The 26,725-nt window shown below is 41.8% G+C and carries 21 protein-coding genes; 19 read left to right on the forward strand and 2 right to left on the reverse strand.

Annotated elements, in window-relative coordinates:
* Window positions 1-13: 13 nt before the first annotated feature.
* The gene (gene ybfF, locus PSF16_RS08515) at window positions 14-790 is read right to left on the reverse strand and encodes an esterase (protein ID WP_272689109.1); all 777 of its coding nucleotides are present in this window, start codon (window positions 788-790) and stop codon (window positions 14-16) included.
* Between the two features lie 223 nt (window positions 791-1,013).
* Here ybfF and seqA point away from each other — a divergent pair, with 223 nt between their 5' ends.
* The 13 genes from seqA to kdsB all read left to right on the forward strand — a co-directional run bounded on the left by seqA (window position 1,014) and on the right by kdsB (window position 16,173).
* Window positions 1,014-1,565 carry a replication initiation negative regulator SeqA gene (seqA, locus tag PSF16_RS08520; protein ID WP_006662166.1) on the forward strand — a complete coding sequence of 184 codons (552 nt, stop codon included), beginning with the start codon at window positions 1,014-1,016 and terminating at the stop codon, window positions 1,563-1,565.
* Window positions 1,566-1,621: 56 nt separating this feature from the next.
* The gene (pgm, locus tag PSF16_RS08525; protein WP_272689110.1) at window positions 1,622-3,256 is read left to right on the forward strand and encodes a phosphoglucomutase (alpha-D-glucose-1,6-bisphosphate-dependent); all 1,635 of its coding nucleotides are present in this window, start codon (window positions 1,622-1,624) and stop codon (window positions 3,254-3,256) included.
* A gap of 293 nt (window positions 3,257-3,549) precedes the next feature.
* On the forward strand, window positions 3,550-4,638 hold the full coding sequence (serC, locus tag PSF16_RS08530) for a 3-phosphoserine/phosphohydroxythreonine transaminase (RefSeq protein WP_272689111.1): 1,089 nt from the start codon (window positions 3,550-3,552) through the stop codon (window positions 4,636-4,638).
* Between the two features lie 105 nt (window positions 4,639-4,743).
* A complete protein-coding gene (gene aroA, locus PSF16_RS08535; protein WP_006662164.1) occupies window positions 4,744-6,021 on the forward strand; it encodes a 3-phosphoshikimate 1-carboxyvinyltransferase in 1,278 nt (425 codons plus the stop codon).
* A gap of 191 nt (window positions 6,022-6,212) precedes the next feature.
* Window positions 6,213-6,896 carry a (d)CMP kinase gene (gene cmk / locus PSF16_RS08540; protein ID WP_006657808.1) on the forward strand — a complete coding sequence of 228 codons (684 nt, stop codon included), beginning with the start codon at window positions 6,213-6,215 and terminating at the stop codon, window positions 6,894-6,896.
* A 173-nt stretch (window positions 6,897-7,069) separates the two neighbouring features.
* Complete coding sequence (rpsA, locus tag PSF16_RS08545) at window positions 7,070-8,743, forward strand: 30S ribosomal protein S1 (protein WP_006662163.1); 1,674 nt, start codon at window positions 7,070-7,072, stop codon at window positions 8,741-8,743.
* Window positions 8,744-8,797: 54 nt separating this feature from the next.
* A complete protein-coding gene (ihfB, locus tag PSF16_RS08550) occupies window positions 8,798-9,085 on the forward strand; it encodes an integration host factor subunit beta (RefSeq protein WP_006657810.1) in 288 nt (95 codons plus the stop codon).
* 276 nt (window positions 9,086-9,361) lie between these two features.
* Complete coding sequence (locus tag PSF16_RS08555; protein WP_272689112.1) at window positions 9,362-11,677, forward strand: DNA internalization-related competence protein ComEC/Rec2; 2,316 nt, start codon at window positions 9,362-9,364, stop codon at window positions 11,675-11,677.
* A gap of 38 nt (window positions 11,678-11,715) precedes the next feature.
* Window positions 11,716-13,464 (forward strand): lipid A ABC transporter ATP-binding protein/permease MsbA, encoded by a 1,749-nt coding sequence (gene msbA / locus PSF16_RS08560; RefSeq protein ID WP_036960360.1) that lies wholly within the window; start codon window positions 11,716-11,718, stop codon window positions 13,462-13,464.
* The gene (gene lpxK, locus PSF16_RS08565; protein WP_272689113.1) at window positions 13,457-14,431 is read left to right on the forward strand and encodes a tetraacyldisaccharide 4'-kinase; all 975 of its coding nucleotides are present in this window, start codon (window positions 13,457-13,459) and stop codon (window positions 14,429-14,431) included. The genes msbA and lpxK overlap by 8 nt, the downstream gene beginning before the upstream one ends.
* Window positions 14,432-14,883: 452 nt before the next feature.
* Window positions 14,884-15,099, forward strand: a complete 216-nt coding sequence (locus PSF16_RS08570) for a cold-shock protein (RefSeq protein WP_006657814.1) — start codon at window positions 14,884-14,886, stop codon at window positions 15,097-15,099.
* A gap of 143 nt (window positions 15,100-15,242) precedes the next feature.
* Complete coding sequence (locus PSF16_RS08575; protein WP_006657815.1) at window positions 15,243-15,422, forward strand: Trm112 family protein; 180 nt, start codon at window positions 15,243-15,245, stop codon at window positions 15,420-15,422.
* Between the two features lie 4 nt (window positions 15,423-15,426).
* Window positions 15,427-16,173, forward strand: coding sequence for a 3-deoxy-manno-octulosonate cytidylyltransferase (gene kdsB, locus PSF16_RS08580; protein ID WP_036960366.1), 747 nt, complete (start codon window positions 15,427-15,429; stop codon window positions 16,171-16,173).
* Window positions 16,174-16,237: 64 nt separating this feature from the next.
* Here kdsB and elyC read toward each other — a convergent pair whose 3' ends face one another.
* On the reverse strand, window positions 16,238-17,044 hold the full coding sequence (gene elyC, locus PSF16_RS08585; RefSeq protein ID WP_006662159.1) for an envelope biogenesis factor ElyC: 807 nt from the start codon (window positions 17,042-17,044) through the stop codon (window positions 16,238-16,240).
* Window positions 17,045-17,227: 183 nt separating this feature from the next.
* On the opposite strand from elyC, the gene cmoM reads away from it, so the two are divergent.
* From cmoM to PSF16_RS08615, 6 genes are all read left to right on the forward strand, one after another.
* Complete coding sequence (cmoM, locus tag PSF16_RS08590; protein WP_272689114.1) at window positions 17,228-18,016, forward strand: tRNA uridine 5-oxyacetic acid(34) methyltransferase CmoM; 789 nt, start codon at window positions 17,228-17,230, stop codon at window positions 18,014-18,016.
* A complete protein-coding gene (mukF, locus tag PSF16_RS08595) occupies window positions 18,013-19,338 on the forward strand; it encodes a chromosome partition protein MukF (protein WP_006657819.1) in 1,326 nt (441 codons plus the stop codon). Before cmoM ends, mukF begins: the two co-directional genes overlap by 4 nt.
* Window positions 19,319-20,047, forward strand: a complete 729-nt coding sequence (gene mukE / locus PSF16_RS08600; RefSeq protein ID WP_272689115.1) for a chromosome partition protein MukE — start codon at window positions 19,319-19,321, stop codon at window positions 20,045-20,047. Before mukF ends, mukE begins: the two co-directional genes overlap by 20 nt.
* Complete coding sequence (gene mukB / locus PSF16_RS08605) at window positions 20,044-24,483, forward strand: chromosome partition protein MukB (RefSeq protein WP_272689116.1); 4,440 nt, start codon at window positions 20,044-20,046, stop codon at window positions 24,481-24,483. Before mukE ends, mukB begins: the two co-directional genes overlap by 4 nt.
* A gap of 382 nt (window positions 24,484-24,865) precedes the next feature.
* Window positions 24,866-25,897 carry a Contact-dependent inhibition of growth factor CdiA gene (locus tag PSF16_RS17450; RefSeq protein WP_412033774.1) on the forward strand — a complete coding sequence of 344 codons (1,032 nt, stop codon included), beginning with the start codon at window positions 24,866-24,868 and terminating at the stop codon, window positions 25,895-25,897.
* A complete protein-coding gene (locus PSF16_RS08615) occupies window positions 25,894-26,133 on the forward strand; it encodes a hypothetical protein (RefSeq protein WP_006657823.1) in 240 nt (79 codons plus the stop codon). Before PSF16_RS17450 ends, PSF16_RS08615 begins: the two co-directional genes overlap by 4 nt.
* The last annotated feature ends 592 nt before the right edge of the window (window positions 26,134-26,725 follow it).

Below are 26,725 nucleotides of genomic sequence, written 5' to 3' on the forward strand. Positions count from 1 at the left end.
AAAGGATTAGGGGTTAATCAGGAATACCTAAAAAGCGGTGAATAGCGCGTAGTACATGTTCTGGTTTTTCAGCATGTACCCAATGGCCCGCATCTGCGACTACCCATGCCTTTGCTTGAGGAAACTGCCCAGCAATGTCTTCACGATATTCAGCTTGTACATAAGGAGACTTTCCACCAGGAATGAGCAATACCGGTTTATTCCACGCAGGCACTGTTTTCCAACCAATAATTTTTTCATAGTTGGCTTTGAGGGCGGGAAGGTTGAATTTCCATTCGCCTTGCTTAAAGGATTTCAGTAAAAATTGAATCACGCCGTCTTCAGGGATAAATTGGCGCATAATGTTACTGGCATCTTGGCGAGTTTTGACTTGCGCTTGCGTTGTCGCTTCTAACGCGGCAATGATTTCATCATGACGGCGGACTTGATAAGCGACTGGGGCAATGTCAATTGCCACGATTTTTTCAATAAAATCAGGTGCTATCTCGCTGGCCGCCATGGCAATCTTACCGCCCATGGAGTGACCTATCAAAATGGTACTGTGATAACCAAGGGATTTAACCAGAGTGATCACATCTTCAGCCATATCTCGGTATTCCATTTCATTGGAACGAAAAGAATCACCATGATTGCGTACATCAATTTGAATGGTATCGAAATAGTTTTGTAAGTCGCGACCTAAAACCCCTAAATTATTCAGATCGCCAAAGAGCCCATGGATCAAAACAACGGGGGGGGTGGTGATCGGGTTTTCAGGTTTATGGATTGTATAATTAAGTAATTCGGTCATATTTGAACTAGGATTAATGTTGTTTGCCGGATGAGGGGCTTATCATGGCATGGTGATGAGGAAAAACCAAATTTGTGCAATAGCAAACAAGATAACTTACTGAAATATCGTAAAACTTAACCCATTGTTTGTTTTAAGTTATTGAAATTTTAATTGTTTTGTTTTTTTTAAATCTGGCTTATAATCTGGCGCGAATTTTAGATTAAGAAAGTACTGGGAAAAAATGAAAACGATAGAAGTTGATGAAGAGCTTTACCGCTATATTGCAAGTCACACACAGCATATCGGTGAAAGTGCATCGGATATTTTACGCCGTATGCTAAATTTCAAATCCGCGCAGCAGCCAGTACCCGCAGCAAAAGAAGTGAATTTAACACCATTAGCGCCGCAAGATGCGCCGGTGATGAATACTAAGGTGGTTGCACAGAATCCAGTTAGAGTGATCAGAGAATTATTACTCTCTGATGCCTATGCGGAAAAAAACAAAGCGATCGATCGCTTTATGCTAATTCTTTCAACGTTGTATAGCTTAGATGCGAAGAGCTTTGAGCGCGCAACAGAGTCAATGCATGGTCGTACCCGTGTTTACTTTGCTGGTGATGAGCAAACTTTATTGGCTGCGGGCAAGCAGTCAAAACCTCGTCATATACCGGGCACACCATATTGGGTGATCACCAATACCAACACCAATCGCAAGCGCAGTATGATTGATGCGATTATGCAAGAGATGAACTTCCCTGCGAATGTCATCGAAAAAGTTGGTAATACTATCTAAACATTGTGAAGTCACTGGTGTTTCACGCTAAGCATCAGTGCTTTGGGAGATAACAAGTGGCAATTCATGAACGAGCAGGGCAGCTTCCATTTCAAAGTGATTTGATTAACGTTGCTCAGTTAACGGCTCAATATTATACCCAGCAACCGGATCCTGAGGTGTCTTCTCAGGCAGTCAAATTTGGGACATCCGGTCATCGCGGTAGTTCGCTACGTAATAACTTTAATGAAAATCACATTCTGGCGATTGCTCAAGGCATTGCCGATTTACGCAAGCAGCAAGGTGTAACAGGACCTTGTTACGTGGGGAAAGATACCCATGCGCTGTCAGAAGCTGCATTTATTACTGTGATTGAAGTGTTAGCAGCGAACCAAGTTCATGTTATTGTTCAAGAAAATAATGGTTTTACTCCAACGCCAGCTATCTCCCACGCTATTTTAAGCTATAACCAAACACATAAAGATGTCGCTGATGGCATTGTTATCACTCCTTCCCATAACCCACCGGAAGATGGCGGAATTAAATATAATCCTGCCAACGGTGGTCCTGCGGATACAGATTTAACTTCCGTTATTGAAAAACGCGCGAATCAGTTGCTGGCGACCGATCTTGATGGCGTGAAGCGGTTAGATTTTGCTGATGCAATGGAAAGCGGTTTTGTGTCTGAGCAAGATTTAGTGATGCCGTATGTTCACGCATTAGGCGATGTTATTGATATGCAAGCTATCCAAAAGTCAGGATTAAAAATTGGCGTCGATCCGCTAGGTGGCTCGGGTATTGAATACTGGAAAAAAATTGCGGAATATTATCAACTGGATATTGAAATAGTGAATGACCAGCTTGATCAAACCTTCCGTTTTATGCCGTTAGATCACGATGGTGTGATCCGCATGGACTGTTCATCCCGTTGGGCGATGGCGGGTTTGCTTGGCATGAAAGAAAAATTTGATTTAGCCTTTGCAAACGATCCTGATTATGACCGTCATGGTATCGTTACCCCGAGCGGGTTAATGAATCCTAACCATTATCTTGCAGTTGCGATTGATTACCTATTTCAAAATCGCCCTCAATGGGGGAAAGATGTTGGTGTTGGCAAAACCTTAGTCTCCAGTGCCATGATTGATCGTGTTGTCAATGATATGGGGCGCGAATTGATTGAAGTGCCCGTTGGTTTTAAATGGTTTGTCGATGGGTTATTTAATGGCAGCCTTGGGTTTGGTGGTGAAGAAAGTGCAGGCGCTTCATTCTTGAAGTTTGACGGTACTCCGTGGTCGACAGATAAAGACGGGATTATCTTATGCTTACTTGCCGCAGAAATCACAGCAGTAACCGGAGAAAATCCCCAGCAGCGTTACAATAAACTCGCTGAAAAATTTGGTGCGCCAATCTACAGCCGCATTCAAGCAAAAGCAACCCACGAGCAGAAAGCTAAGCTGAGTAAATTGTCCCCAGAAATGGTGTCAGCAGATACGTTAGCAGGGGATCAGATTACGCAGCGTTTGACTGCGGCGCCCGGAAATGGTGCTTCAATCGGTGGATTAAAAATTATGACCGACTACGGCTGGTTTGCAGCACGTCCATCTGGCACTGAAGAAGCCTACAAAATTTATTGTGAAAGTTTCCGTGGTGAAGAGCACCTTCATTTAATCGAGAAAGAAGCGATCGAAATCGTGAGTAAAGTGATTAGCTAATTCCTACCTTACAAGCGGGCGCTTTTCGCCCGCTTATCATGACTAAATCACTCGATAGTGAAAAATAGCATATTCAGGATTTTATCCCTTTTTTAGCGCGCATCACTTCATAAAATTGTGGTAGCTGATTCTGTGACGCTATTAACAAAATTGTTTTCTTTTCTGACTCACTAAATCTCACTTTTTGTTTTTGCCATTGAGACGTAATAACCGTTGCAGCTAGTGGCATGGAATGATACAACTTTAAGAATCTGGGTGATGTTAACTAACAATATTGAAGGTAGGTAAGGTCAATGAGTCAGGTTTATAATTACAGCGCAGGTCCAGCAATGTTACCTGTTGAAGTCATGCGCCGCGCGGAGCAAGAGTTTTGTAACTGGAAAGGTCTAGGGGTTTCTGTGATGGAAGTTAGCCATCGCGGAAAAGATTTTATTGAAGTGGCAAAAGAAGCTGAACAAGATTTACGCGACTTATTAAATATCCCTGACAATTATAAAGTTTTATTCTGTCATGGCGGTGCCCGTGCCCATTTTGCGACACTACCAATGAACTTATTAGGCGATAAAACGACGGCTGACTATATTGTTAGTGGCTATTGGTCCGAATCCGCGGCTAAAGAAGCAACAAAATATTGCACACCGAATGTGATTGACGTTGTTCAAGAAAACAATGGGGTTGTGAGTATTAAACCAATGAGTGAATGGCCGTTAAGCAAAGATGCTGCGTATGTTCACTATTGCCCAAATGAAACTATTGGTGGTTTGGCTATCCATGAAGAGCCGGATTTCCCTGCGGATAAAATTATTGTTGCAGACTACTCTTCTGCCATTTTATCCAAGCCAATTGATGTCAGTCGATATGGCGTTATTTATGCTGGTGCTCAGAAGAATATTGGACCCGCCGGTTTAACCTTAGTTATCATTCGCGAAGATTTATTAGGCAAAGCCTCACCTCAAACGCCATCTGTATTCGATTACACCGTATTGGCAAAACATGAGTCTATGTTTAATACACCTCCAACTTTTGCATGGTATTTAGCTGGTATGGTTTTCAAATGGCTAAAAGAGCAAGGTGGATTGCAAGAGATGGCAAAACGCAACTATGAAAAATCACAGTTGTTGTATAACGCAATCGATGACAGTGAATTTTATATTAACCGTGTAGCAGTTGAAAATCGCTCTTGGATGAACGTACCATTTCAAATGCAAAACCCTGCATTAGATGCAACTTTTATTGAAGGTGCGAAAGATCAAGGATTGTTATCACTGAAAGGTCATAAGGTTTCAGGCGGAATGCGGGCTTCAATTTACAATGCGATGCCTCTAGCCGGTGTTCAAGCACTCGTTGATTTTATGGCGGACTTTGAACGTCACCACGCATAATTTATTCAGTTCTATTTGAGCCGGTTTGTTTAGGAAGAACATTCCGGCTTATTAATTTAAATAATGATAAAAAAGTAGCAAACGACATCGGAGAAATCACTTTTTATGCAATCCCTGACATTACAACCTATCTCTTCAATTAGTGGCACCATTAATCTGCCGGGGTCAAAAAGTGTCTCCAACCGCGCGCTTCTTTTAGCCGCTATGGCGAAAGGCACTACGGTACTGACTAACTTATTAGACAGTGATGATATTCGCCATATGCTGAATGCATTAAGCTTACTTGGCGTTAAATATCAATTATCAGCGGATAAAACACGCTGCGAAGTTGAAGGTATTGATGGCTGTTTATCGCATAAGGGTGAGTTAGAAATCTTTTTAGGCAATGCAGGAACGGCCATGCGTCCTTTAACGGCGGCACTTTCATTATGTCCAAATGATATTATTTTGACTGGTGAGCCGCGTATGAAAGAGCGACCAATTGGTCACTTAGTGGATGCCTTAAGAGAAGGCGGTGCTGAAATCGATTATCTTGAACAAGAGAATTATCCGCCAATGCGCTTAAAAGGGGGCTTTGTTGGTGGACATATTTCGGTAGATGGTTCAGTTTCTAGTCAATTTTTAACGGCATTACTGATGGCTGCACCTTTAGCGGCTCAAGATACGGTGATCTCTATTGCGGGTGACTTAGTATCGAAACCGTATATCGACATCACACTGGCATTAATGAAAACATTCGGTGTGGATGTGGAAAATCACCAATACCAAAAATTTGTGATTAAAGGCCAGCAACAATATTTGTCTCCAGGGGAGTACCTCGTTGAAGGTGATGCCTCTTCTGCTTCCTATTTCCTTGCAGCGGCAGCTATCAAAGGCGGTGTAGTCCGAGTTACTGGCATTGGTCGTAACAGCTTACAGGGCGATACAAAGTTTGCTAACGTTTTGGAAAAAATGGGAGCAATTATCCGCTGGGGGGATGATTACGTTGAATGTGAGCGTGGAACGCTAAACGGAATCGATATGGATATGAACGCTATTCCCGATGCAGCGATGACTATCGGAACGGTCGCTTTATTTGCAAACGGTGAGACGGTGATTCGTAATATCTATAATTGGCGAGTAAAGGAAACTGATCGCTTATATGCAATGGCAACTGAGCTACGTAAAGTGGGTGCGGAAGTGGAGGAAGGGCACGATTTTATTCGTGTGACGCCACCGAAGCAGCTGAAACACGCTGAAATTGAAACCTACAACGATCATCGCATTGCAATGTGCTTCTCACTGGTTGCACTTTCAAATACCCCTGTGACGATTTTAGATCCGGGATGTACCGCAAAAACATTCCCAGATTATTTCCAGCAACTTGCGCGATTAAGCCACTAGCGTAATGAGATTGGTTGATAAGCATCAATGAGTTATCAACCAATTTTTATTTTGCTTTTTTCTTATCTTTACCTATTTTTATTCCTGACAAGTCCACCTGTATATTTCACAAAATCGTTGAGTAGGTATAATATCCCCCACAGATTTTAATTGCGGGTAGCTTAGGCTATTTGCAGAAAAGGAGATTTTTTATGGTGGCTATTGCCCCTGTAATCACCGTTGATGGACCAAGCGGAGCGGGTAAAGGAACCCTTTGCCAAGCATTAGCAAATGAATTTGGATGGCAACTCTTAGACTCTGGTGCAATTTACCGCGTGTTAGCATTAGCGGCTCTGCATCACCATGTTGATATTCAATCCGAAGATGCGTTAGTACCTTTAGCTGCAAATTTAGATGTCCGTTTTGTGCCTGAAGAAAATCGATTGAAAGTCATTCTCGAAGGTGAAGATGTGTCTAATGAAATTAGACAAGAAACCGTTGGGAACACAGCATCACAAGCAGCGACTTTTCCGCGTGTTCGTGAGGCTCTATTAAGACGTCAGCGAGCCTTTAGAATGATGCCTGGCTTAATTGCGGATGGCAGAGATATGGGAACCGTTGTTTTTCCTGATGCGCCAGTGAAAATTTTTCTGGATGCTTCAGCAGAAGAACGAGCTCACCGCCGGATGAAGCAGTTGCAGGAGAAGGGGTTTGATGTTAATTTCGAGCGACTTTTAACCGAAATTCAAGAGCGCGATTATCGAGATCGTAACCGTCCGGTAGCGCCGCTCATTGCCGCGAAAGATGCATTAGTGCTGGATTCCACAAGTATGTCTATTGAGGAAGTTATTGAAAAAGCACGAACCTACGCGAAAAAAATTCTACAATTATCGTGATAATAGGCTTTATTTTAGCTTATAATTAGATAATATACTCAATTACCTCCATGCTGGTCATTTTCTAGCATGGTTAAAACTTTGCGACAAGGAATGTTGTGGAGTATGTGAAACAACCCCATTTGGCGGGATGCTATGTGGACGTTAATATAAGACACTTGAAGATCATTAATATGACTGAATCTTTTGCTCAACTCTTTGAAGAATCCCTGCAGAATATTGAAACTCGTCCAGGTTCTATTGTACGCGGTACAGTAGTTGCTATCGATAAAGACGTAGTACTGGTAGACGCAGGTCTTAAATCAGAATCTGCTATCCCAGTAGAACAGTTCAAAAATGCTCAGGGTGAGCTGGAAATCCAAGTTGGCGACGAAATCGATGTAGCTCTGGATGCAGTAGAAGATGGTTTCGGTGAAACTATCCTGTCTCGTGAGAAAGCGAAACGTCATGAAGCATGGCTGATGCTGGAAAAAGCTTACGAAGAAGCTGAAACTGTAACTGGTGTTATCAACGGTAAAGTTAAAGGTGGTTTCACTGTAGAACTGAACGGTATTCGTGCGTTCTTACCAGGTTCACTGGTAGATGTACGTCCAGTTCGTGATACTACTCACTTGGAAGGCAAAGAGCTTGAGTTCAAAGTAATCAAGCTGGATCAGAAACGCAACAACGTTGTTGTTTCTCGTCGTGCTGTAATTGAATCTGAAAGCAGCGCTGAGCGCGATCAACTGCTGGAAAACCTGCAAGAAGGCATGGAAGTTAAAGGTATCGTTAAGAACCTTACTGACTACGGTGCATTCGTTGATCTGGGCGGTGTTGACGGCCTGCTGCACATCACTGACATGGCTTGGAAACGTGTTAAACACCCAAGCGAAATCGTCAACGTTGGTGATGAAATCAATGTTAAAGTTCTGAAATTTGACCGTGAGCGCACTCGTGTTTCTCTGGGTCTGAAACAACTGGGCGAAGATCCTTGGGTCGCAATCGCTAAACGTTACCCAGAAGGTACTAAACTGACTGGTCGCGTTACTAACCTGACTGACTATGGTTGCTTCGTAGAAATCGAAGAAGGCGTTGAAGGTCTGGTTCACGTTTCAGAAATGGATTGGACTAACAAAAACATCCACCCATCTAAAGTTGTTAACGTTGGTGATGTTGTTGAAGTTATGGTTCTGGATATCGATGAAGAACGTCGTCGTATCTCTTTAGGCCTGAAACAATGCAAATCTAACCCATGGCAGCAATTTGCAGAGACTCACAACAAAGGTGACCGTGTTGAAGGTAAAATCAAGTCAATCACTGACTTCGGTATCTTCATCGGTCTGGACGGCGGCATCGATGGCCTGGTTCACCTGTCTGACATCTCCTGGAACGTTGCAGGCGAAGAAGCAGTTCGTGACTACAAAAAAGGCGACGAAATCGCAGCTGTTGTTCTGCAAGTCGACGCAGAGCGTGAGCGTATCTCTCTGGGCGTTAAACAGTTAGCTGAAGATCCATTCAACAACTACCTGGCAGCAACCAAGAAAGGCGCAATCGTTACTGGTAAAGTAATCGCAGTTGATGCTAAAGGTGCAACTGTAGAGCTGACTCTGGGCGTTGAAGGTTACCTGCGTGCATCAGAAGCTTCACGTGACCGTGTTGAAGATGCAACTCTGGTTCTGAACGTTGGTGATGATGTTGAAGCTAAATACACTGGTGTTGACCGTAAAAACCGTGTAATCAACCTGTCTGTTCGCGCTAAAGACGAAGCTGATGAGAAAGATGCTGTCGCAGCTGTGAACAAGCAAGAAGATACTGCATTCGGCAACAATGCAATGGCTGAAGCTTTCAAAGCAGCTAAAGGCGAATAATTAAGTGGGGGTAACTTCGGTTACCCCTTTGTATCGGTAGTTTAGGGAGGTACTATGACCAAGTCTGAATTAATTGAAAGACTGGCTAGCCAGCAGTCTCATCTTTCAGCGAAAACCGTTGAGGAAGCTGTAAAGGAAATACTTGAGCATATGGCTGATACGTTAGCTGAAGGCGAGCGTATTGAAGTCCGTGGATTCGGCAGTTTTTCTCTTCACTACCGTGCTCCACGTGTTGGCCGTAATCCAAAAACTGGTGACAAAGTGGAACTGGAAGGTAAATACGTTCCCCACTTCAAACCGGGTAAAGAGTTGCGTGACCGTGTAAATATTTATGGTCAATAATCGACTATAAATCTTAATTATTACTATAAAACAGCGCCTATATTTATATAGCGCTGTTTTTTTATGCCCGTACTTTTCATATTTCTCCACTGATTTCGATTTTAATAAATCATTTCGCTAATACTTTTTGCAAAGCGCTTCGCAATTAATCTTTTTCTATATACCGTATTACATTTAATTCTGGATGCGTGCTTGAAGCTCTCTATCGTCTGGGCTTTTTTACTCTTATTTATGTCTTTAACTTACCTACATGAAAATAACAGTTTGGTAGATTAAATGCAGATAGGACTATTCAGTCGTAACCTCCCAAGTACACTCTCTTATACCGAAGCGGCGACTGCGTTGATTATCGGTACGCTACCGTTACTTTTTCTATCTAAATTACCTGACTCAAATTACTATTTAGTAATCGGTTCTATTTTATTGATTACTATTGTTTTTATTTGGAAAAATAAATTTTCTCGATTTTTGTTTTTGATAGGAATGAGCTTTCTTTGGGCTTGTTGGCACGGACTTGAGATAACACAGAAAATCGATTTTTTAAGTAGTGACTATCGACAGTGGGATATCACAATAGTCAGTATCCCACTGACTCAGGATGACCCAATAAAACGCGTAAAAATAGATAGAGTTGACGGAAGACGGATTTTTCCATCCTTATATGCATCATGGAATTTTAAACAGAATGGACATGAAAATAGGTGTGTAGGGCAACAATGGCGAGTAACAGGAAAATTAAACCCTGTTCACGCCTCATTGAATGAGGGAGGGTTTGACAGGCAGCGATATTTTATAGCGCAAAGAATGATTGGAACATTAAAAACTAAGCATGTGGAACAAGTGAGTGTGCAGTGTTCTTTACGGCAAAACATTATTGACCAATTCAAAGAAAAAATTTTAGCTCAAAAAAATCAAGGGATTATTTACGCATTAATGTTTGGGGAAAGAGGATTAATTTCTATTGAGCACATTCAATTACTTCAATCTACGGGGCTAACCCATCTAATTGCGATTTCAGGGTTACATATTGGTATGGCTTATTTAATTGGCTATCTATGTGCTCGATTATTACAATTTTTTTTACCTATAAAATGGATAGGTGAAAATTTACCATTATTATCAGGGATGCTCTTTGCCTTGCTATATGCTTGGCTTTCTAATTTTGCGATTCCGGCAACTCGAGCAATATTTGCATTATTGTTATGGCTCTATGTTCGTAAGCAGTCATTTTATTGCTTTTCATGGCAATGGGCCATTTGGAGTATTGCAAGTATTCTATGGTTTGACCCGCTTGCTATTCTTTCTGATAGCTTTTGGTTATCCAGTTTTGCTGTATTAGCTATTCTATATTGGTTCCGTATTTTTCCTATACCATTAGTATTTAATCGTCACCCACTATTCAGGAGAGTGGTTCCGCTCATTCATTTGCAAATTGGGCTATTGATTTTATTAATTCCGATCCAAGTATTGTTATTTAAAGGGATTAACGTGATGAGCCTATTTGCTAACTTATGGTTTGTTCCGTTAATCACATGGGGTGTTGTTCCAATTGTCTTTGGTATATTACTGTTTCCTATCAATGCTTGGCATAATATTGCATTTAGATTTATCGATAAAGTTATTGAAATTGGATTAGAGCCCCTTGTTTACTTAAATAGTTTTTGGGTGGACATTAATGCAATTTCAATTTATATCGTACTTTTTTGCGGGTCTTTTGCTTTCATTCTTTTATTCGGTTGGTATCGAAATTACCTTGGGCTATTAATTTGCTTCATAGTGATGCTCTTTTTCACACAAAGTAAAAATCAGCATCAAGAGCATGATTGGTGTCTCATTCTGTTGGATATTGGGCATGGACTCGCCGCCATTATGGTGCAAAACCAACAAGGGGTTTTATATGATACTGGTAATCGTTGGAATAAGGGAAGTAATGCGAAACAGCAGATCATTCCATTTTTGAAACATCACCAAGTCATTCCTATTCATGCAATATTAAGCCATAATCATCTTGATCACACTGGTGGTGTATCCGATTTAATTAAGCAATATCCATGGGTAAGTTTACGTAGCAGTTTCGGGCAGCCGCGTCACCTTCCATGCTACCAAGGGCAAAATTGGCAGTGGGGTAAGCTCCGATTTGATATTTTGTGGCCAAAGAAACTCGCGGAGACATCACATAATAATGACTCTTGCGTAATACAAGTCAGTGATGGCTATCGGCAATTATTACTGACCGGAGATTTAGAGAAAGAAGGTGAGAAAAGCTTAGTGATGCAAGATAAGTATTCTCTCAAAGCGGATATTTTATTTGTTCCTCATCACGGAAGTAGCACATCTTCAACGCCTTTATTTATTCGAAAAGTACAGCCAACTCTCGCATTAGTCTCTTCAGCACGCTATAGCCCGTGGAAAATTCCATCAGACAAAGTGTATTTGCGCTATGCTAAACATAATATTCAATGGCTAAATACAGCTGAGGAAGGTCAGATAACAATATGTTTTAAAAAAGAAAAAATGAAAATATCACGTTACAGAAAGGACATTAATCCCCGTTGGTATCATCTGTGGTTTGGTGATCGCCAATTTCCCTAGTAGAATAGTGCGCTTACATTAAGTCTGGTAATAAAAGAATGAATGATCAAGACCTATCGACAAAACAAACATTTAAGCGCCTATGGCCAACCATTGCGCCTTTTAAAATTGGGTTAGTTGTTGCTGCAATTGCGCTTATCATTAACGCGGCAGGTGATGCGTTTATGATTTCTTTACTTAAGCCATTATTGGATGATGGTTTTGGTAAAGCGGATAATGACACGTTAAAGTGGCTACCTCTTGCGATTCTAGGATTGATGGTCGTGCGTGGGTCTTCAAGTTATGTCTCCACCTACTGCGTTTCTTGGGTTTCAGGAAAAGTCGTCATGAGCATGCGCCAAAAATTATTTGGTCACATGATGGGAATGCCAGTAAGCTATTTTGACCAGCAATCAACGGGAACTCTGTTATCGCGTATTACATATGATTCAGAGCAAGTTGCCTCCTCTGCATCTGGTGCGCTCATTACCATTATTCGCGAAGGCACTTATATCATCGCGTTATTTGGGATCATGTTTTATAACAGCTGGCAGTTATCGCTGATTTTGATTGCTATTGCGCCAATTGTCTCTATAACCATTCGTGTTGTTTCTAAACGTTTTCGCAAAATCAGTAAAAACATGCAAACCGGTATGGGGCATGTGACTACTAGTGCTGAGCAGATGTTAAAAGGGCACAAAGAAGTACTCATTTTTGGTGGTCAAAAAGTTGAAACAGAACGTTTTAATAAGGTTAGCAATAATATGCGCCGCCAAAACATGAAGATGGTTAGCGCCTCAGCTATCTCTGACCCTATTGTTCAGATGATTGCTTCTTTTGCATTGGCTTTTGTTTTATATGCGGCGAGCTTTCCTGAGATTAAAGATCAATTATCACCAGGTACAATCGGTGTGGTTTTCTCATCTATGTTTGCGTTAATGCGCCCACTAAAATCACTGACTAACGTGAATGCACAATTCCAACGTGGAATGGCTGCATGCCAAACGTTATTTGCGATTTTAGATACTGAAAAAGAAAAAGATGAAGGAACAAAAGTTCTGAGCGATGTGAAGGGCGATATTGAATTCGATTCTGTTACTTTTACATATCAAACCAAAGAGCATCCTGCTTTAGAGGATGTTTCTTTCACATTGCCTGCAGGTAAATCAGTGGCTTTGGTCGGGCGTTCAGGATCGGGTAAATCGACTATTGCTAACTTAATTACTCGCTTTTATGACATTGATAAGGGCAGTATTCGTATCGATGGTCATGATATTCGAGATTACACTTTGCAGTCTTTGCGTAGCCAGGTCGCTTTAGTATCTCAGCACGTTTATTTATTCAATGATACTGTGGCAAATAATATTGCCTATGCCACCGATGGACGATACAGCCGAGCAGAAATTGAAAAAGCAGCTGAAATGGCATATGCCATGGACTTTATCCAAAAGCTGGATAATGGCCTAGATACCATGATTGGTGAGAATGGAGTGATGCTTTCCGGTGGTCAACGCCAGCGTATTGCGATTGCTCGTGCGTTATTGCGTGATGCACCAATCTTGATTCTTGATGAAGCAACATCCGCTTTGGACACTGAATCTGAGCGAGCAATTCAAGCAGCACTGGATGAATTACAAAAAAATAGAACATCATTGGTTATTGCTCACCGCTTATCCACGATTGAAAATGCGGATCAAATCTTGGTTGTACAAGATGGGCATATCATTGAGCGTGGTGACCATGCAACGTTATTAGCGAAAAATGGCGCATACGCGCAATTGCATAGGATCCAATTTAAGAATGATTGAACGCATTTGGTCCGGTAAATCATGGCTTTATATTTTACTACTTCCATTATCTTTTCTGTATGGATTGATAACGTTAGTTCGCCATCTTGGTTATAAAACCGGACTATTTCGTTCATGGAAATCCCCTGTACCTGTTGTGGTTGTGGGGAATTTAACCGCAGGGGGAAATGGAAAAACCCCTGTTGTAATTTGGTTGGTTGAGTCACTGAGCAAACAAGGCGTGCGTGTTGGGGTTGTTTCGCGTGGATATGGCGGAAAGTCTGATCATTATCCCTTAGTTCTTAATCAAAACACGACGACCGCCGTTGCTGGGGATGAGCCTGTTCTTATTTATCACCGCACTCATGTTCCTGTGGCAGTGGCACCGAAACGCAGTGATGCAATTAAAGCATTACTCGATAATTTTCAGTTAGATATCATTATTACTGACGATGGTTTACAGCATTATGCACTACAGCGCGACTATGAAATTGTCGTCATCGATGGGCAACGTCGTTTTGGTAATGGTTGGTGGCTGCCCGCAGGACCTATGCGTGAGCGTGCTGGACGATTAAAGACAGTTAATGCCTTGATCGTTAATGGTGGACACCCTGATTTAAATGAAACGCTTATGTCTCTTGACGGTGATATTGCCGTTAATTTGGCCACGGGAGAAAAGCGCCAAGTGACAGAACTTAAAAATGTGGTCGCAATGGCAGGAATAGGTCATCCACCTCGATTTTTCTCCTCTCTAGAAAGTAAAGGGTTAATATTAGCGAATACTCAAGCTTTTTCTGATCATCAAGCTTATAGTCAACAACAATTGGCAGATTTAGTGGATGAAAACCAAAATTTACTGATGACAGAAAAGGACGCTGTAAAATGCCAAACCTTTGCACAATCCAATTGGTGGTATCTTCCAGTAGAAGCGAATATTGATAAAACAGGCGAAAAACGAATCTTAAGTGAAATAAAATCACTTATCTGAAATAAAACCACTTGCTTTTAGGATTAATTTCAGATAATAATACCCGCAATGTGATGCAGATCTACTTATTATGTACCAAGTTGCAATACATTAATAAGTGGATTATTTGCTAGCTTTAATTTTACGACCCGTTCTTGAGTTAGTCACTTATCCCCGTAATACACTGCTTACACCGCTATTTCGTGTTGTCATCATAATGTCAAAATAGACTGTTAAGTTCACGGTAAATGTATGGTGCCTGATACCTACACTTGGGTCGTTATAAGATATGCATAAACATTTGATGCATAAATTGGTTAAGTTAATTACTCTTAATTATGTTAATAGATCGGCATGAATAGATCGGAATGAACCGATCGCTTTGAATCATTCAGCAAGATAAATGGAATAACGAGTAGAGAGTAATGATACAAATATAAAAAATTGTTCTCAGAACAAGAAGGAGTTTCAATATGAATTTTCAATTACATATGGGTCGAGTTAAATGGTTTGATGCAAAAGAAGGTTACGGTTTTATTTCACCTCGTAATGGTGGTGATGATATTTTCGTGACAACCAAATCACTTGCGAATAAAAAAATCAAATCATTATTTGAAGGCCAAAACGTCGAGTTCTCTGTTACTCGCAATTCAGATGGCATAACGGCAAGAGACGTTATCGCTTACTAATTGAATTTTTAACAGAAATATTTCTCCTGCGCTATCCTCTCATTCCCTTGCAGGAGATCTTAATAAGCAAGAATAGAGTTAACGGTGATACCTGCATGTGATATCCTGACACCAAGTGAGTTTAAATCCATTTGGGAGAAAACATGGATCACCGTTTACTTGAAATTGTTGCTTGCCCATCCTGTCACGGCAAACTCAGTTACAACAAAGAAAACCTCGAATTAATCTGCAAATTTGATCATCTCGCCTTTCCAGTTCGTGATGGTATTCCTGTACTACTTGAAAATGAAGCGCGTAAAGTGGCTTTAGACGAAGGACAGTAATCCTATGTTTACCGTCATTATTCCTGCACGTTATGCTTCAACACGATTACCGGGTAAGCCTTTAGCAGATATTCACGGTAAACCGATGGTTGTTCGTGTCATGGAGCAAGCGATTAAGTCAGGCGCGAGCCGAGTGATTATTGCTACGGACCATCCTGATGTTGCTGCCGCAGTGATTGCGGCGGGTGGTGAAGCTTGCATGACTAATCCTGATCACCAGTCGGGTACTGAGCGGCTAGCTGAAGTGATTGACACTTATGGTTTCTCTGATGATGAAATTATTGTCAATGTACAAGGTGATGAGCCACTGATCCCACCTGAAATTATTCGCCAAGTAGCTCAAAATTTGCGAGGTAGCCAAGCTAATATGGGAACGCTGGCAGTGCCTATCCACAGTGCACAAGAAGCGTTTAATCCGAATGCGGTGAAAGTGGTGATGGATAAAGATGGCTATGCACTCTATTTTTCTCGAGCCACTATCCCTTGGGATAGAGACCAATTCGCGAAAAGTAAAGAGACCATTGGCGATACTTTCTTACGCCATATTGGCATATACGCCTATCGTGCTGGGTTTATTCGTCGCTATATTGCTTGGGATGCAAGCCCACTCGAAAAAATCGAAATGTTAGAACAACTTCGAGTACTGTGGTATGGCGAAAAAATTCATGTTGCGGTTGCAGAAAAAGCACCGGGAGCTGGCGTGGATACCCCAGAAGACCTCGAATTAGTTAGACAAGAATTTCAGCCATAATTTCAATAGGAGATCATGGCTTATTTAGTAGAAGGGGGAGCTCAATGAGTTCCCCCTTTGTATTTTAATCAGTTTGATTTTCATCGAGTGGCTGAGTGTTGTCGGGCTTCAAATGCCACCAAATGGAGCCCAGTAGCTCATACCATGCGCGTTCACTATGACTAAAATAATACGCCGAAGGAATATAACGTTCCCATGGATTCAGATCGCTGGTGATAACTAATTGGTTAGCAGGCGCGGGATAAGGCTGCATACCACGTCCTGTAAACATTTTTAAGGCTCTAGGCAAATGATTAGCAGACGTTACTAGTAGAAATGGCTGCTTTCCAATGATTTTTTCCACTTCATAGGCTTCTTCTTGTGTATCTTTCGGTTCCATCAATGGAATGGTATCTGCCGCGGGAACGCCTAAAGATTGAGCGACCATGGAGGCGACTTCAGCGCTGCTAATAGGACTACTCGCTTTTCCACCAGTAAAAATTAATTTACTACCAGGATGCTGTAAATAAAGCCGTACTCCTTCAGTGACACGAGGCAAACTATTACTCAGTAAATTCGAGCTTGGACTCCAGTCTGGGTTGTAGGTAAATCCACCGCCTAAAACAACAATGTATTTTATATCCTGCGGTGGATTGGTCGTGATGAGTTCATAGCGTTTATTATAAGGACCTTCAACGGGTGCCAGTAGCTTGTCCGAAATAGGCTGCAATCCGAGTAATGCAATAACGAATAAGCTGATGGTGACCAAGGATTTTCCACTTTTTTGCCAGCGAGTAAACCACAATAAAATTAGCCCGATTGCGCCTAATATCAGCAGCAAAGGTAAGGGCATCAACAGTGAGCCAACATATTTTTTTAGCAGAAATAGCATAGAAAGCCTGTCATGAAAATATTGTAAGGGAATAGGGTCAAATGTAGCCGCATCAGTAATAAAATACCATGTAAAATAAATCGGATACAAAATAAAGTACTATGCAAAAACAGCTTGATTATCTGTTATAATTCTTGGTTTTGATACGCTGTAAATAACTCATGATAGGTAATTGGAAAGCAGATGGCAGACCGCAACTTTGATGATATTGTCGATAAATTTGCAAAAAATATTTATGGCACGACAAAAGGAAAAATTCGTGAAGCGGTGGTTTGGCAAGATCTTAACCAGTTACTGGAAACGTATTTTCAAGGTCGTTCATTACGTATATTAGATGCGGGTGGGGGCGAAGGTCACTTTTCCAGAAAATTAGCGGCGATGGGGCATCAGGTTATTCTTTGCGATTTATCCGAAGAAATGTTAGAACGGGCATCGGTGCTTGCTGATGAGCAAGGAATTAGCGAGAATATCAGCTTCATTCATTGCGCCGTACAAGACATTGCTCAACACCTTGATGAACCTGTTGATTTTGTTTTATTTCACGCAGTACTTGAATGGATTAGCGATCAAAAATATGCATTAGAGCAACTGGCGGATATAATCAGACCAGAAGGCATATTTTCTGTCATGTTCTATAATGCAAATGGCTTGGTGATGCGTAATGCAATTTTAGGTAATTTTCATCTCGCAACTCCTCACATTCAACGTCGCCGTAAACGCTCGTTATCGCCACAAAATCCACTTTTCCCTCAACAGGTTGATGAGTGGCTCATTGGTTGCGGGATGGACATTCTAGGTAAAAGTGGCGTCAGAGTGTTCCATGATTATTTGCAAAGTAGACAATTACAACAAAAAGATTTTCCAGCGTTATTGGCGCTTGAACAACAATATTGTCGTGAAGAACCCTATATCAGCATGGGACGATATATACATGTCATGGCACGCAAACAAACCCAAAAGGACGATTTATGAGTGATTTTTCCCAGACCGTCCCTGAACTCGTGTCTTGGGCACGAAAAAATGACTTTGCGATTTCCCTTCCGCCAGAACGCTTAGCATTTTTGCTAGCAGTGGCTGTGCTTAACAGCGAGCGGGTTAATGGTGAAATGAGTGAAGGGGAGCTGGTAGATGCGTTTCGCGAAGTGTGTAAAGGCTTCGAGCAGACCACGGAATCACTGGCAGTGAGAGCGAATAACGCCATCAACGACATGGTTCGCCAAAAAATATTTAACCGCTTTGCCAGCGATGTTGTCGAAGGCAACGCAATTTATCGCCTAACGCCACTCGGCATTGGCATCAGTGATTACTATATTCGTCAACGTGAGTTCTCAACGTTAAGATTGTCGATGCAGTTATCGATTGTAGCGGGAGAGCTACAGCGTGCAGCGGAATCAGCGGAGGAAGGTGGTGATGAATTTTACTGGCACCGTCATGTTTTCGCGCCATTAAAGTATTCAGTCGCTGAAATTTTTGACAGTATTGATTTGTCACAGCGAATTATGGATGAGCAACAAAACAGTGTTAAAGACGATATTGCTGCGTTATTAAACCAAGACTGGCAAGCCGCGATTGCGAACTGTGAACAGTTATTATCTGAAACGTCTGGCACACTCAGAGAATTACAAGATACCTTAGAAGCTGCGGGTGACAAATTACAGGCGAATTTATTGCGTATTCAAGAAGCGAATATGAGTGCGCCACAGTTTTCAGAAATGGTTGATAGGCTTATCTTTGATTTACAAAACAAATTAGACCGTATTGTCAGCTGGGGACAGCAATCCATCGATTTATGGATTGGATATGACCGGCATGTTCACAAATTTATCCGTACTGCGATTGATATGGATAAAAACCGCATATTTTCTCAACGTTTACGTCAATCTGTACAGCAGTACCTCGATAGACCTTGGGCACTCACCTATGCCAATGCGGACAGGCTTTTTGATATGCGTGACGAGGAGTTGGCTCTTCATGATCAAGAGGTGATGGGAGAACTGCCTCCTGAACTGGAATTTGAAGAGTTTAGTGAACTGAATGACCAACTTGCGGCGTTAATTGAAGCGCAACTTGCGTTTTATAAAACGGATAACAAACCGCTGGATGTCGGTCACGTATTACAGAATTACTTGAAGCAATACCCGCAAAAACGCCATTTTGACGTTGCGCGTATTATTATTGATCAAGCTGTAAAACTAGGTATCGCAGAGGCTGATCTGGCGGGATTACCGGCAGAATGGCGTGCTATTAATGATCACGGAGCCAAGGTACAGGCACATGTCATCGACAAATATTGAACAATTTATGCCAGTAAAACTGGCTCAAGCACTAGCTAATCCTATTTTTCCTGAGCTTGACAGCCAGTTGCGTGCGGGTCGCCACATCAGTATTGATGACCTAGATAACCACGCATTTTTAATGGATTTTCAGGAATCGTTAGAACAATTTTATGCTCGCTATAATGTTGAGCTGATTCGAGCGCCAGAAGGTTTTTTCTATTTACGCCCACGTTCAAGCACCTTAATACCTCGTTCTGTTTTGTCTGAATTAGACATGATGGTAGGTAAAATTCTGTGTTATCTCTATTTGAGCCCTGAACGTTTGACTAATCAAGGTATCTTTACCTCTCAAGAGCTGTTTGAAGAGTTATTGTCGTTGGCCGACGAAAGCAAATTATTGAAATTTGTTAATCAACGTTCTACGGGGTCAGACCTTGATAAACAAAAATTGCAGGAAAAACTGAGAACGTCCTTAAACCGTTTACGTCGTTTAGGTATGGTCTACTTCCTGCAAAATGACTCCAGTAAATTTATTATTAATGAGTCGGTATTCCGCTTTGGTGCAGACGTGCGCAGTGGTGATAACCCACAGGAAGCACAATTACGCATGATCCGTGATGGTGAAGCGGCTTCCCTTGAAGGGGAATTATCACTAAGAGACAGTGATGAAGAAGACACGGATGAGAGTCATGATCTGGCTGACAGTGAAGAGGATGAACAAGAATGATTGAACGCGGAAAATTTCGCTCACTGACGCTGGTGAACTGGAACGGCTTTTTTGCTCGTACATTTGACCTTGATGAACTCGTTACCACCCTATCAGGGGGAAATGGTGCTGGTAAATCCACGACCATGGCGGCTTTTATTACCGCGATGATCCCTGATTTAACCTTACTGCATTTTCGTAATACTACCGAAGCAGGGGCGACCTCAGGCTCTCGTGATAAAGGATTACACGGAAAACTGCGTCCAGGTGTCTGCTATGCCGTACTCGATGTTTTAAACTCTAAACATCAACGGGTTATGGTCGGTGTTCGCTTACAGCAAGTCGCGGGACGTGATAAGAAAGTCGATATCAAACCGTTTATGATTCAAGGTGTGCCGCTAGCGACCGTACCAACCGAAGTGTTAACGGAAGTGTTTGAAGGGCGCCAAGCAAAAGTTATTCCGTTGAATGACGTGAAAGAGCGCGTAGAAAAACAAGAAGGCATCCAGTTTAAGCAATTTAACTCCATCACGGATTATCACTCTGTTTTATTTGAATTGGGTGTGCTGCCAAAACGCCTACGTTCAGCGGGCGATCGTAGTAAATATTATCGTTTAATTGAGGCCTCTCTTTACGGTGGTATTTCCAGCGCCATTACTCGCTCACTTCGTGATTATTTATTACCGGAAAACAGCGGAGTACGTAAAGCTTTCCAAGATATGGAAGCCGCATTACGTGAAAACCGCTTAACGTTGGAAGCGATCCGCGTTACCCAATCTGACCGTGATTTATTTAAACATTTGATTAGTGAAGCCACAGACTATGTGTCTGCGGACTATATGCGCCATTCAAACGAACGCCGAATTCACTTAGATGCAGCATTAGCTGCGCGTAACGAGCTGTATAGCAGCCGTAAGCAGCTACGTGTTGAACAGGTTCGTAGTGTGGAAATGGCGCGTGAATTGAATGAACAGAACGAAGCTTCCACAGAAATTGAAGCAGACTTCCAAGCCGCCAGTGACCATTTAAATCTGGTACAAGCGGCTTTGCGTCATCAAGAAAAAATCGATCGTTATCAAGCAGATATTGAAGAGTTAACTTATCGTCTTGAAGAGCAAAGCGAAGTCGTTGCTGAAGCAACTGAAAAGCATGAAGAGCTCGATGCTCGTGCTCAAGCCGCAGAGATAGAAGTCGATGAACTGAAAAACCAGCTGGCGGATTACCAACAAGCATTGGATGTACAGCAAACTCGCGCTATCCAATATCAACAAGCACTGCATGCGTTGAACCGTGCTCGTGAGTTGTGTCAGTTACCTGATCTTTCGATTGAAAACGTCGATGAATGGTTAGAAACCTTTGAAGCTAAAGAGCAGCAAGCGACAGAAGCGCTATTAGCATTAGAGCAAAAAATGAGTGTAGCAGATGCCGCTCATAGTCAGTTTGAACAAGCCTATCAGTTAGTGAAAGCGATGCTTGGTGATGTGAGCCGTGGCGATGCTTATCAGCACGCTCGCACATTATTACGTGACTGGTCATCGCAACAGCATTTAGCGGAGCGTGTGCAGCCGCTACGTATGCAATTATCTGAGCTACAACAACGTTTAGACAGCCAGCGTAATGCGGAAAAATTACTGAGTGAATTCTGTAAGCGCTATGGTCAAAGCGTCGAGCCAGATGAACTTGATGCGTTGATGGCAGAGCTTGAAATTCTCCAAGAAGAACTTAGCACCGGCGTTAATGAAAGCGGTGAAAAACGCATGCAAATGCGTCAAGAGCTGGAACAAATTCGCCAGCGTATTAGCCAGCTTTCCGCGAAAGCCCCTGCATGGATTATGGCGCAAGAGGCGTTAACTCAGCTGAATGAACAATCCGGTGTAAGCTTCGAAAATAGCACTGAAGTCACTGAGTTCATGCAACAGCTTCTTGAGCAAGAACGCGAAATTACCGTTGAGCGTGATGAAGTAGCAGCTCAACGTCGTGATCTGGACAAACAAATTGAGCGATTGAGCCAACCAAGTGGTGCCGAAGATGGACGTATGTTGGCACTGGCGGAGCGTTTCAACGGGGTACTGTTATCGGAAATTTATGATGATATTACCATCGAAGACGCTGCGTATTTCTCGGCACTGTATGGTCCGGCTCGTCACGGTATTGTGGTACAAGACCTTGCCATTGTGCGTGAGCAGTTAGAAAACTTACAAGATTGTCCTGACGATGTGTATTTCATCGAAGGGGACCCTTCTTCTTTCGATGACAGTGTTTTTGACGCTCAAGAATTTGAAAATGCGGTACTGGTGCGTTCATCGGAACGTCAGTGGCGTTATTCTCGTTACCCAGAATTACCCCTGTTTGGTCGTGCTGCCCGTGAAAGCCATTTAGAGTCGCTGAGCGCGGAGCGTGATGAGTTGGCTGAGCGTTATGCCACTTTATCTTTTGATGTGCAAAAAATTCAGCGAGCCCATCAGGCGTTTAGCCGTTTCATTGGGCAACATATTTCAGTGGCGTTTGAAGCCGATCCTGAAGCGGAAATTCGGACATTAAATCAGAAACGTACGGAATTAGAACGTCGCTTAAATCAGTTTGAAGAGCAAACTCAGCAGCAACGTCAACAGTTTGCTCAAGGCAAAGAAAACTTACTGGCATTAAACCGCTTATTGCCACAAGTAAATCTGTTAATGGATGAAACGCTGGTCGATCGCGTCGAAGAAATCCGTGAAGAGCTTTCAGAGGCAGAAGAAGCCGCGCATTTCATCAATAAACACGGTAATAATCTGGCTAAATTGGAGCCGATTGTGACGGTGTTACTCAGCGATCCTGAACAACATGATCAGCTGCGTAAAGATTATGAATTGGCGAAACATACTCAGCAAAATGCGAAGCAACAAGCCTTTGCGTTAGTCGAAGTGGCGCAGCGCCGCGCTCACTTTAGTTACAGTGATTCGACGGGGATGGTCAACGAAAATGCAGATTTGAATGAAAAATTGCGTCAACGTTTAGAACATGCTGAGGCAGACAGAACCCGTGCTCGTGAGCAATTGCGTCAGCAACAAGCACAAAGCACCCAATATCATCAAGTTTTAGCCTCACTGCGCAGTTCATTTGATACTAAGCAAGAGATGCTGAAAGAGCTCGAAGCGGAAATGCAGGAAATGGGCGTGAAAGCTGATCCTGATGCGCAAGAGCGAGCGAGTATTCGCCGTGATGAATTACATCAATCCGTTATGGCAAACCGTAGCCGCATTAACCAGTTAGAAAAACAACTGACGTTATGTGAAGCGGAAATGGATAACCTGCAAAAACGCCTGCGTAAGCTGGAAAAAGACTATTACCAAATCCGTGAGCAAGTCGTGATGGCGAAAGCGGGCTGGTGTGCAGTCATGCGCTTGGTGAAAGATAATGGCGTTGAACGCCGTCTACATCGTCGCGAATTGGCTTATACCGATGGTGATAGTCTACGTTCGATGTCGGATAAGGCGTTAGGAGCGCTGCGTTTAGCGGTGGCGGATAACGAGCATTTGCGTGATGTACTGCGTATGTCCGAAGATCCTAAGCATCCTGAACGTAAAATTCAGTTCTTTATTGCGGTTTACCAACATCTGCGTGAGCGTATTCGCCAAGATATTATTCGTACCGATGATCCAATCGATGCGATTGAGCAGATGGAAATTGAGTTAGCGCGTCTGACGGAAGAGTTAACTGCCCGTGAGCAAAAACTGGCAATTAGCTCGAAGAGTGTGGCGAACATCATTCGTAAAACTATCCAGCGTGAGCAAAACCGTATTCGCATGTTAAACCAAGGTTTACAAGCGGTGGCATTTGGTCAGGTTAAAGGGGTTAGACTGAATGTGAATATTCGCGAAAGCCACGCCTTATTGTTGAGCGTGTTGTCAGAAGAGAGCGAACTGCACCAAGACTTGTTTACTAGTCAACGTTTAACCTTCTCTGAAGCGATGGCGAAACTGTATCAACGCCTGAACCCACAGATGGATATGGGGCAGCGTTTGCCGCAAACCATTGGTGAAGAACTGTTAGATTACCGTAACTACTTAGAGTTAGAGGTTGAAGTTAACCGTGGCTCCGATGGTTGGTTAAAAGCAGAAAGTGGGGCGTTATCAACCGGTGAAGCGATTGGTACGGGGATGTCTATCCTAGTGATGGTTGTCCAGAGCTGGGAAGAAGAGGCTCGCAGGCTGCGTGCGAAAGATATCATTCCATGCCGCCTACTGTTCTTGGATGAAGCGGCGCGTTTGGATGCAAAATCTATCGCGACCTTGTTTGAGTTATGTGACCGACTGGAAATGCAGCTAATTATTGCTGCGCCGGAAAACATCAGCCCAGAGAAAGGAACGACATATAAATTGGTACGTAAAGTGACCGGTAATACGGAACACGTTCACGTCGTTGGGTTAAAAGGTTTTGGTCAGGATAATCCAGCCCCTCAAGCATTACCTCAATAATTTATTTTTGTTTTTAGATAAAAAACCGACATGGGAAACTGTGTCGGTTTTTTATTTACTACGATAATGACTGTAATTTTTTCTTAATCCTATAAAAAAGTTAGTCATTATAATTTCAATATTCATACTTAGTTGACTATAAAAATTTTTAAATTTAATTTCTTTGCTGTTTTTAAATAACAACAAGGACGTTAATTATGCTTTATACAGATACTATGATTGTTACAACTTCGCCTTTACCTCCTATAGAGAATTATGGTTGGGATGAATGGAACAGTAGTTTTGGTTGGAACAATATGGATAATCGTGGTGACTTAGAGGCTTATTACCATGCATTAATAGATGAAAGTCTTTTTTTGAATAGGGTCCAGAATACGATATTTTGGAGGTTGATGAATCGATTTTTGCTAATTCAAAAGACTCAGAAGAAAAAAGAATAAGGATGCAAACAAAGCTAAAAGAACATATTGAAAAACAAAAATTAATGCTAGAGCGTCTCGAAGATACAGAGGAATGGAAATTTCTTGAGGATCCTGAAAAAAGCCCTTATACACAATACACTAGTGATCGTAATGGAATTGAAGAAAAAAAGTATAATACGACAGAATATAAAGACTATCTTATAAGTGATAAATTTGATGATTCTAGGGATCATAAGGGAGATTTCTTTGATACCTCAGCAAGAGAGAATTTACTTCAAATTCAGCAAGCACATAGTAATCTGACTCATGCAATTAAGGTAAATGAAAATAACCTGAGTAGAATAGAAATTGCACATAGCAGTGTTTTTTCTCTCCCAGTTAGAGTAGCTCCTGTATTACCAAATGGAGATAACTCTGATTTTGAATCAAAAAATAATAGCAATCTTGGTCAGGCACTTGAAAATAAATTTAAGGCTGCTGGCGATAAATTAGCAGAAACATTTGAATGTACCTTTGGATTTGCTTGTGCATCTGATTTAGATAAAGCAGCTAAAAATCCTAATCTTGGAAAAGATCTTTCGAATTCAGATAAAGTTGAATTAGGTGCTACTAGTTCGGGGGCGCCTAATGGCTGGAGACCTCAAGATGAAGAAAAGTTTAGAAATAATCCCGAGCAGACTGTATTTACAGAAGATTATTTGATTTTATCTGCTAATAAGCCTATTAATAATCAAGGTCTATCAGCGGCAGCACGAGCGTGGGAAAAGCATGCAGGAAGACCTAATGGTATATTTGATCCATTAGCCGGTAATCCAACACAGAAAAATGCTGTGGCAGAGCAATTCATAAAAAGTGTACTGAGAGATCCACAGCGAATGAAAAATAATTTATCTGGTGGTGCATTTGAATATCGTTTACCTAATGGAAAAGGTATTCGTTATAATGCAGATGGTTCATTTAATACAGTATTAGACCCAAAGGTAAAAAAATGAAAGAAAAAAAGTTAGAATTATTTTTTTCAAGTCCTATGGAATATGAAAATTTGACATTAGAAGTGCAATTAGGATGGCAAAGGATCGCTGAAATAAATCAAGATAAAGGAACGGAAAATTTAGAAATTGAATTGTTTGGTTCTGATTCATCAAATAATTTTATTGCAAAGATGCCATTAGATGACTTGATATCTATTTTAGTTGAAGCGCGTGATACGCTTAAGAGTAAAAAATAGTACTGAATTATTCTCATTTTGAACGTTTTTATTTATCAATTTTTTATGTGAAGTAATTTAAGTTTCAATTGAAGAGCTTAGTCCTTATATGCTCTTTTTTATAGTGCACCGAGCATGGCGCTGTTTGTTCGCTGTGGTGGAAAATAGACCACTTGTAGGCGAAAGTCCTCTACACACCCGATAAGGGGAAGTGTTAGCTGTACGGCAAGGGTGTTCGTCGCAAGGTAAAATCTGAAGAAAGATGAAAACAAAATGCAGGTCTGACGAACAGGAAGCGATTTAGGCGGTGCGGCGGGATAAGGTGGCTATTATCGTCAACGCCCAATACTTATACAGAATGCTGTGACGTAGAGCCGACAGACATAGGCAGGAAGGTCGCATTTGGAAAGGGAATGATAATTGTTGCAGTATACGACTATGACGAAATATTAACTCAGCTAGAACAACAATTAGGCTATGTGATGATCCTGATTGGTCAAAACCATCACTAAAATTAAGCCGACTTAGTTTTTGGGAATATGAGGACTACCAAGGATAGAATATTTTAGATATTAGAGTGCAAGTGGCACATCCAAACTTTATTATATCGAAC

It is taken from the genome of Providencia sp. PROV033 (assembly GCF_028484855.1).
Lineage (GTDB): Bacteria > Pseudomonadota > Gammaproteobacteria > Enterobacterales > Enterobacteriaceae > Providencia > Providencia alcalifaciens.

Coding starts and splice junctions, on each gene's coding strand:
- ihfB (WP_006657810.1), top strand. CDS start 8,798: ATGACCAAGTCTGAATTAATTGAAAGACTGGCTAGCCAGCAGTCTCAT.
- cmoM (WP_272689114.1), top strand. CDS start 17,228: ATGGCAGACCGCAACTTTGATGATATTGTCGATAAATTTGCAAAAAAT.
- mukF (WP_006657819.1), top strand. CDS start 18,013: ATGAGTGATTTTTCCCAGACCGTCCCTGAACTCGTGTCTTGGGCACGA.
- mukB (WP_272689116.1), top strand. CDS start 20,044: ATGATTGAACGCGGAAAATTTCGCTCACTGACGCTGGTGAACTGGAAC.
- seqA (WP_006662166.1), top strand. CDS start 1,014: ATGAAAACGATAGAAGTTGATGAAGAGCTTTACCGCTATATTGCAAGT.
- elyC (WP_006662159.1), bottom strand. CDS start 17,044: ATGCTATTTCTGCTAAAAAAATATGTTGGCTCACTGTTGATGCCCTTA.
- msbA (WP_036960360.1), top strand. CDS start 11,716: ATGAATGATCAAGACCTATCGACAAAACAAACATTTAAGCGCCTATGG.
- lpxK (WP_272689113.1), top strand. CDS start 13,457: ATGATTGAACGCATTTGGTCCGGTAAATCATGGCTTTATATTTTACTA.
- aroA (WP_006662164.1), top strand. CDS start 4,744: ATGCAATCCCTGACATTACAACCTATCTCTTCAATTAGTGGCACCATT.
- PSF16_RS08615 (WP_006657823.1), top strand. CDS start 25,894: ATGAAAGAAAAAAAGTTAGAATTATTTTTTTCAAGTCCTATGGAATAT.
- kdsB (WP_036960366.1), top strand. CDS start 15,427: ATGTTTACCGTCATTATTCCTGCACGTTATGCTTCAACACGATTACCG.
- PSF16_RS08575 (WP_006657815.1), top strand. CDS start 15,243: ATGGATCACCGTTTACTTGAAATTGTTGCTTGCCCATCCTGTCACGGC.
- cmk (WP_006657808.1), top strand. CDS start 6,213: ATGGTGGCTATTGCCCCTGTAATCACCGTTGATGGACCAAGCGGAGCG.
- serC (WP_272689111.1), top strand. CDS start 3,550: ATGAGTCAGGTTTATAATTACAGCGCAGGTCCAGCAATGTTACCTGTT.
- PSF16_RS08555 (WP_272689112.1), top strand. CDS start 9,362: ATGCAGATAGGACTATTCAGTCGTAACCTCCCAAGTACACTCTCTTAT.
- rpsA (WP_006662163.1), top strand. CDS start 7,070: ATGACTGAATCTTTTGCTCAACTCTTTGAAGAATCCCTGCAGAATATT.
- ybfF (WP_272689109.1), bottom strand. CDS start 790: ATGACCGAATTACTTAATTATACAATCCATAAACCTGAAAACCCGATC.
- PSF16_RS08570 (WP_006657814.1), top strand. CDS start 14,884: ATGAATTTTCAATTACATATGGGTCGAGTTAAATGGTTTGATGCAAAA.
- mukE (WP_272689115.1), top strand. CDS start 19,319: ATGTCATCGACAAATATTGAACAATTTATGCCAGTAAAACTGGCTCAA.